5 protein-coding genes are annotated in these 7,800 nt (G+C 30.2%); all 5 read right to left on the bottom strand.

Annotation, left to right across the window (positions count from 1 at the left end; genetic code table 11):
* Positions 1-343: 343 nt before the first annotated feature.
* The gene (locus tag COL3_RS14550; RefSeq protein ID WP_008429706.1) at positions 344-847 is read right to left on the bottom strand and encodes a TspO/MBR family protein; all 504 of its coding nucleotides are present in this window, start codon (positions 845-847) and stop codon (positions 344-346) included.
* Positions 848-969: 122 nt separating this feature from the next.
* The gene (locus COL3_RS14545) at positions 970-3,261 is read right to left on the bottom strand and encodes a YhgE/Pip domain-containing protein (protein WP_008429707.1); all 2,292 of its coding nucleotides are present in this window, start codon (positions 3,259-3,261) and stop codon (positions 970-972) included.
* Between the two features lie 35 nt (positions 3,262-3,296).
* Positions 3,297-5,594, bottom strand: a complete 2,298-nt coding sequence (locus COL3_RS14540; protein ID WP_008429708.1) for a YhgE/Pip domain-containing protein — start codon at positions 5,592-5,594, stop codon at positions 3,297-3,299.
* Positions 5,595-5,998: 404 nt separating this feature from the next.
* On the bottom strand, positions 5,999-6,226 hold the full coding sequence (locus tag COL3_RS14535; RefSeq protein ID WP_008429709.1) for an acyl carrier protein: 228 nt from the start codon (positions 6,224-6,226) through the stop codon (positions 5,999-6,001).
* Between the two features lie 40 nt (positions 6,227-6,266).
* Positions 6,267-7,778, bottom strand: a complete 1,512-nt coding sequence (locus COL3_RS14530; protein ID WP_008429710.1) for an amino acid adenylation domain-containing protein — start codon at positions 7,776-7,778, stop codon at positions 6,267-6,269.
* Between the last annotated feature and the right edge of the window lie 22 nt (positions 7,779-7,800).

Raw genomic sequence — 7,800 nt, 5'->3', positions numbered from 1 at the left:
AAGCTAAAGTGGAACAACCTACAACTAAGAACCTTTAACAGCTCATTTTCAAATGTCTTTTTCATAAAAATATTTATGATTTCTGGTAAATATATCCATATTAAGTTTTAGTAAATATGTAAGTATATTTATATAATAAGATTTATTTCGAAATATTTTTTTAAAAAACTTAAGTGTCTATCTATATAAATTACCTTTAAACTTATGCTTTTAAATATAGCTTAAATAGAAATGAGTAAGACACTTTTGTTCTTAGAATCATCCATCAAAATTCCTTAGAAACTGGAACAAAAGTATGTTACTCATTTCGGTTAAGCTATATTTAAAGTGAATTTTTATTTTATTACATTTCGTTTAACATCCAAATAAAGAAGTTTAAAACTCCGGCATAGATAAGCCATATTAGGTATGGAAGTAGTAAGAGAGCTGCTTTTTTGCCAGCTTTCTCATAAAATCTTTTTATTGTTAATAATACAAATAAGATTAATATAATAAGCTCTAAAAATGCTAGTCCATAAAGCCTAAATCCAAAGAATATTATTGTCCATAAAAAGTTTAATAATAGTTGTATTCCATAAACAAATATTGCTGAACTTACATCAATATTATCATACTTTAGAATATACACTTTATAGGCTGCTATTCCCATAAGTATGTAAAGAATACTCCAAACAATTGGAAACACAAATGCTGGAGGAAAAAATGCTGGTTTTGTTAAGCCTTCATATATTGCTTGAATATTAGGTATAATCACTGTTGTCAATCCACCTAAAATAAGTGGAATAGCTATAGATATTATTAAGGGAATAATCCTAACTTTTCTTTTATTCTTCAACTTACCTTTCATATAATATATCACCTCAAAGTTTATATAATTATAACATTACATATTTGATTTAATATATGTTTACATATTGCAATTTATGAATAAAGACAGATAGACCTGTTATTTTTTCTTGAGTCCAATATCTAATGCCGTAATATTCCACTCATATTAAGTTTTTTCATATTTTTTTCTGTAAATTTGTTTATTTTTCCTTTAAGGAATACTCCCATTATTAAGGCTGCTATAGCATAAATACTCAATATTCCCATATCCTTCAGCAATATTGGATATATGATCCCTGCCATAATCTGTCTCATTGCACTTATAGCATAGGTAAAAGGTAAAAATGGATATATTTTTTGAAATAATACTGGAGTTACTTCAATTGGGAAATTTCCTCCTGCTCCTGCCATTTGTAATACTAATATAACTACAATTATAGCCTTTCCTACAGCCTCTAATAAACTTGCAGCAGTATATATAATAATAACAAATATTATACTTACAAATATACTAAATAATACAAACATGATTGGGTGAACAGAATAGCTCTTTAATACAAATAATGCTCCAAAACTTGCAATAAGTGCTTGACAGACGCCAATAGATAAAAATATTAGTAATTTACCTAGGTACATTTCATGGGGCCTAATCTTTGTTCCGTCTTCAAATTCTGGTGCTTCTAGAGATAACAAGGCTGATCCTAATAATCCTCCAACCCATAAGCAAAGTACTGTATAGAATGGCGTTGTAGCAGTTCCATAATTAACCCAAGGAAACAATCTATTATCTTGAATTTCAACTGGACTAGCTAAAAAATCACTTTGATTTTCCCAGTTGTTTGTTATTACATCTAGTAATTCATCAATTTTATCATCCTCGTCCATTTCTCTAAGTTTATCTGCTAATTTATGTACTTTATCTCTGGCTTCAGGAAATTTATCTCTTAAGTTATTTAATTCATCATTAGATAAATGTGCAGCATCTTGTGATATGCTTAGCAATTTTTCTACATCCGGTAATGTTTTTCTCCCCTCATCCACAATAGATAGACTATTATCCAAAACATCTCTCGTTAAATTAATTCCTTTTTCTACGCCTGGTACAATTTCTGAATCATAACTATCTGTAATGTCTGCAACTAAAGTATGAGCTTCATCTAATACTTTTATGACATCCTTTAAAGTTTGAGTATTTAGCCCTTCATTATCTATCTTATCAATTTCTTCGTCAGATTTGTCTACAACAACTTGCAATTTATCCTCTATAGTGCTTAACTTATCTGTAGTATCTGAAATTATTTTACTTATATCTTTTAAATTATCCTGCATACTATTCAGTGCACTTGCTTGTTTATCTAGTTGATCTTGCAATGATTTAATTTGCTCTGAATTAATAACATTATTACCAAGAGCAGGTATTTGGATTTTTATTTTACTTAATGTATCAATAAATTTCTTTATGCTATTAAGCTTAGTTTCTGTATCCTTAAGGGTTTCTTTTGTTGCCTTTGCAGAGTCACGCACATTTAGCAGCGTCTTTTTGGCCGTTTCAGGCAATATATTTTTATCTAAATTTTTAAGCTCCACACTTGAATTATCAAGAATATTTTCTGATTTCACCAAATCCTCTTTTATTGTTGGAGAAATATTGGCTAATTGCCCTTGGGTATCATCTAAAACCGACTTACTATTATTTAAAAAATCTTCAGAAGAATCAAGGGTATCTGATATTGTTGGCAGCATATCATTAGTCTTAGTAAGTACCTTTTGAAGATCTTCCGTCCCACTGGCAGCACTGCCCAAAAGTTCATCTAGCTCTGACATATTGTCATCTAATTCATAAATATTATCTACAATTTTTCTAAGTTTGGATCTATTATCTTGTATGTCAACACCCTTTTCACTGCAAATTCTAATTAATGTTCCTGAAACAGTTTTTATTACGTTTTGATCCAATTCATTTTGTACAGTCTTTATTCCTGAATCTGTCATTTTAGGAGCCACAGCATTTTTCTTTTCATTTACTGTATATATAAGTTTTGGCTTTTTAATATCTTTTTCAACTAGTGTAGTTGCATCCTTAGAAAAATCTTCTGGAATTTCAATTGTTGCATAATACTTTTCTTGCAACAAATCTTTTTTTCCATTATCCTTATCTGTAAAAACCCAGCCTAACTTGTTATTCTCTTTTAATTTATCTACTAATTCGTTACCTAAATTAATATCTTTATCCTTAAAAATCGTTCCTTTATCCTCATTAATAACCGCAATCTTAATTCCACTTGTATTAGAATACGGCTCCCATGATGCCTTAATATTTATCAGCGAATACATGGATGGAATAATAATAATCACTATAATCATAAGTCTTGCTACCCAATTGGTGCGTATTCTGTTAATATCCCTTTTATAAATTCTAAATACATTTTTCATAACTAATTCCTCTGATATTCACAATATAAATTATTCTAACCATTCATTATGGAACTTTCCTTTAACATTTTAACAATGTCTGACCTTTTTGTATTCACCTTTTCTTTAAATAGCACTCCAATGGTAATTGAGCCTATCATGAATATACACAAAATAACACTATCTCTTAATAATATTGAATAAACTATTCCTGCTAGTATTTGTCTTACACCGCTTATAGCGTAAGTAAACGGAAGAAATGGAAATAATTCTTGGAAACCTACCGGATTAACCTCTATAGGAAAGTTACCACTAGTTCCAGCAACTTGTAAAACAAGTAATACCACTCCCATTACTATCCCACCATATCCAAAGAGGCTTACAGCAGTATAAATTATGCAGTTAAACACTATACTTATGAACACACTATATAGAACAAACATTACAGGGTGAACCGCATAAGAATGTAATAAAAGCAATGCTCCAGAACTTGCTACTATCGCTTGTCCTATTGCAATGAATATGAATAATGTTAATCTTCCAAAATATTTTTCATAATTCTTTAATTCTTTGCCTTCCTCTAAAGGTTCTGATTCAGTCCCAATTAATACTGAAAGTACATATCCACCAATCCATAAACAAAGAACTGTATAAAATGGTGTTACAGTAGATCCATAATTAGGCCAAGGGAACATTCTATTATCCTCAACCTCTACAGGGCTAGATAAAAAATCGCTTTGATTATCCCAATTATTTGTTATCATATCTAACAACTCATCAATGTCCTCTTTATTATCTATCTTTTTTAACCTCACTGCTAACTCATGAACATTATCCTTTATGCCTGGAAACTTATCTTTTAATTTATTTAATTCGTCATTAGATAAATCTGATGTATTCTTAAATGTATCCACCATTTCTTGAACTTCTGGTAATGTCTTCTTTCCTTGAGCGGATAAATTTAATCCATTGTCTAAAATCTCTCTCATGGAGTCAAACCCCTTATCAACTGTTGGTGTAATTTCAGAATCATAGCTATCTGTAATATTAGAAATTAACGTATGGGCATCATCTAATACTTTTCTAGTATCAGTAAGATTTTGCGTATCTAATAGTTTTTCTCCATTATTTAATTTATCAAGATCGCCATTAATTCTGTTGAGTAACTTATCAAGATTATCATCTACAGTATCTAACCTATCTATTATTTTAGAAATTGTCTTACTTTCTTCCTTTAGTGCATCTTGAGCATTTTTCAGTGCGTCTACTTGCTTATCAATGCTTTCCTGAATTTTAGCTATTTGTTCTGAGCCCTGGATAGATTGATCAATTGAAGGACTAGGTATTTGTATTTCACTAATTTTATCTATAGCTTTTTTTATTTTTTTAAGTCTAGACTTAGCATCCTCTACACTGACTTTAGTAGCATTTGCTGTATCCCGAGCTTGTAATAATGTTTTCTTTTCAGTTTCAGGTAATATTTTATCATCAATATTACCAAGCTCTACTCCCGCAGTGTCAAGCATATTTTCTGATTTAACTAAATCATCCTTAATCATTGGAGAATCCTTCTGTAAATTATTTTGGGTCTCATCTAAAAAGCTTTGGGTACTATTTAAAAATTCCGAAGTTCCATCAATAGTATCTGATATTGTTGGTAAAATCTCATTAGTCTTATTCAGTAATTCAGAAGCACTTATTGTCCCATTTATAGCTTCATCTAATACTTTTTCGAGTTCCGGCATATTATCATCTAATTTATACACAGAATCCATTATATTTCTGAGTTCAGACCGGTTATTCTCTATATCTACGCCTATTTCATCACATAATCTGAAGACTATTCCCGAAATAGTTTTTGTTATATTCTTATCCAGCTCATTTTGAACTGACTTTACGCCTGAGTCTGTTATTTTAGACGCTATGACATTTTTCTTTTCATTCACTGTATATATTAGCTGAGGCTTTACTATATTCTTCTTTGCTAAAGTAGTGACATCCTCAGAAAAATCTTCTGGAATCTCAATAGTTGCATAATATTTTTCCATTATTAGGCCTTCCTTAGCATTTTCCTTATCAACAAAAACCCAGCCTAGCTTATCATTATCTTTAAGCTTATCAACTAGTTCATTTCCTATATTTATGTCATGATCTTTAAAGACGGTACCCTTATCTTCATTTATAACTGCAACTTTTATGCCGCTAGTATTAGAATATGGATCCCAAGATGCCTCTATATTTATTAAGGAATATAAAGAAGGGATTATCACTAAAGCTGTTACTACAACGACTGTAATCCAATTAGTAACTATCCTCTTAATATCTCTCTTAAATATTTCTATTATATTTCTCATACCTTATCCCTCTATTTAACAAAATTTCACTTAATGGTGCCTTAATTGATGTTAAAATTTTTATGAATTTTAAGAGCTGCCTAACTCTAGGTATATGTAAATCAATAATAATTAATGCCAAATTTTCGCATGTTATCTCTCTATTATAAATATCGAATAATATGTAATAAACTAAATAAAGTCTAGCTTCTTTCTAAAATTATAACACAAAAAATGACTAAAAGTCATTTCTTATTTTTAGATTTAATTATTTTTTACTTAACTGTAATTCGGTAACACATTCAAAACCTCAGTAAAACCTAATTTATAGATTTTACTGAGGTTTATTTATATATTATATTTTAATAACACAGACATAAAGCCTGCTTACCATTTTACCGAGTATCATTTTTCAAGTTTAATATTTATTCTTCTTGCAAGCGCTGAATCATCTTTAAAATTGCCTCTGCACTATTAAAGTTTTCAGGAACTATTTCGATAGCTGGGATCTCAACACCGTATTCTTCATCAATTACATTAATAATTTCAACAATATCAAATGAATCTAAAATTCCTTCATCAACCAATGTTGTACACTTGTCAAAATCAACGTCATCCCTAACACCCTTTAATAATTCTATTAATTTTTCCATAATAATTCTCCTTTTTTGCAATAATTATTGATAGACATAATTATTTTATATATTCGTCATTTAACTTTTTACGATCAATTTTTCCATTCATATTAATAGGCATGCTTTCCCTATTATAGCAAACATTCGGTATCATATAACGCGGTAACTTTTTCTTTAAAAGCTGAGACAGCTTGGTCTTTTCTAAATTTCCTGAATATACTGCAACAATTTGATCATTTTTCTTATTATATAAGCAGCAACACATGTCCACACCATCTAATGCGCTCATTGCATTTTCTATTTCACCTAACTCTATACGGTTACCCATATGTTTAATTTGAAAATCTTTACGAGATACGTATACTAATTCCCTGTTTTCATTCCAATAAACTAAGTCACCTGTACAATAAACTGTTTCAGGATAACTATTATTCAATGGATTTTGAATAAATACTTCCTTTGTTTTTTGTGGATTGTTGTAATACCCACAAGCTAAAAAAGAGCCACGAATTAATAATTCACCAATCTTTCCACATTCTTCAACAAGCTTTCCATTTTCATCTACAACAAGCGCATCAACATTGTCACATGGAATTCCTATTGGAATAGGTTCATCATCATTAAATTCTCTATCTACTATATAATAAATCCCAATATCCGTAATCTCAGTAGGTCCAAACAAGTTTGCATAGATTGCATCTGGAACATGTTTGCGCCAAGTATTAAGTTGTTTAGTTGGCATTGTTTCTCCTGCAAATAAAATTTTTTTCAAATTAGGTAGTTTTACAACATCTAAAGCTCCTAAATTTGCTACTATACTTAATGCTGAAGGAACCCAATAGATTGTATTAATTTCCTTTTCTCTTACATACTCCAATAGTTTTATTGGAAACGAAAACAACATTTTAGGGATAATATGCAATGTTGCACCACTTCGAATTGTTGCAAATATATCTAATACAGACATGCTAAAATAAAATGGTGTCTGATTTCCAAAAACAGTGCTTTCATTCAAATTGAATGTTTTAACAACCCAATCAGCATAATCAATTACTGAACGATGACATACAATAACACCTTTAGGAATTCCTGTTGATCCACTTGTAAAAAGAATGTATAAAGGATCTGTGTCAATCATTTTTCTTCTAACACTCTGCAATTTCTCCGTATCCTTTGGCAGCATACAAATTTCATCATAGGGTACTTTTATGCAGCCTGTTTCCATAAGAGAAAGAAACTTTTCAGTATTTTCATCATAAATTACAGCGGCTGGCTGCAGAGTTTTTAGTATTATATTAATGCGTTCCATAGGCATCTGAGCATCCAAAGTCACATAAAAACATCCCGCATATGCAGCACCCATAAAGGCTGCAATATTCCGCGCACCTTTTTCCATATAAACAACAACTGCTCTGCGTGTTCCTATTTTTTCTATAAGAAAACTTCCTATACTTCGGGCCTCTTCAGCTAACTCATGGTATGTCAGTTCATATTTATTATCAGAAAAAGCAATTTTATCTGGAAATGCCTGTTCAGATTTTTCAAGATATGCTAGAATATTTTTTTCCATATTATTTCCTCCATCTTTTATA

The sequence above is a fragment of the Clostridium sp. LS genome (assembly GCF_002760435.1).
Classification (GTDB): domain Bacteria; phylum Bacillota; class Clostridia; order Clostridiales; family Clostridiaceae; genus Clostridium.
The sequence above is the reverse complement of the archived record's forward strand: the minus strand, read 5'-3'. Positions and strand labels throughout refer to the sequence as shown.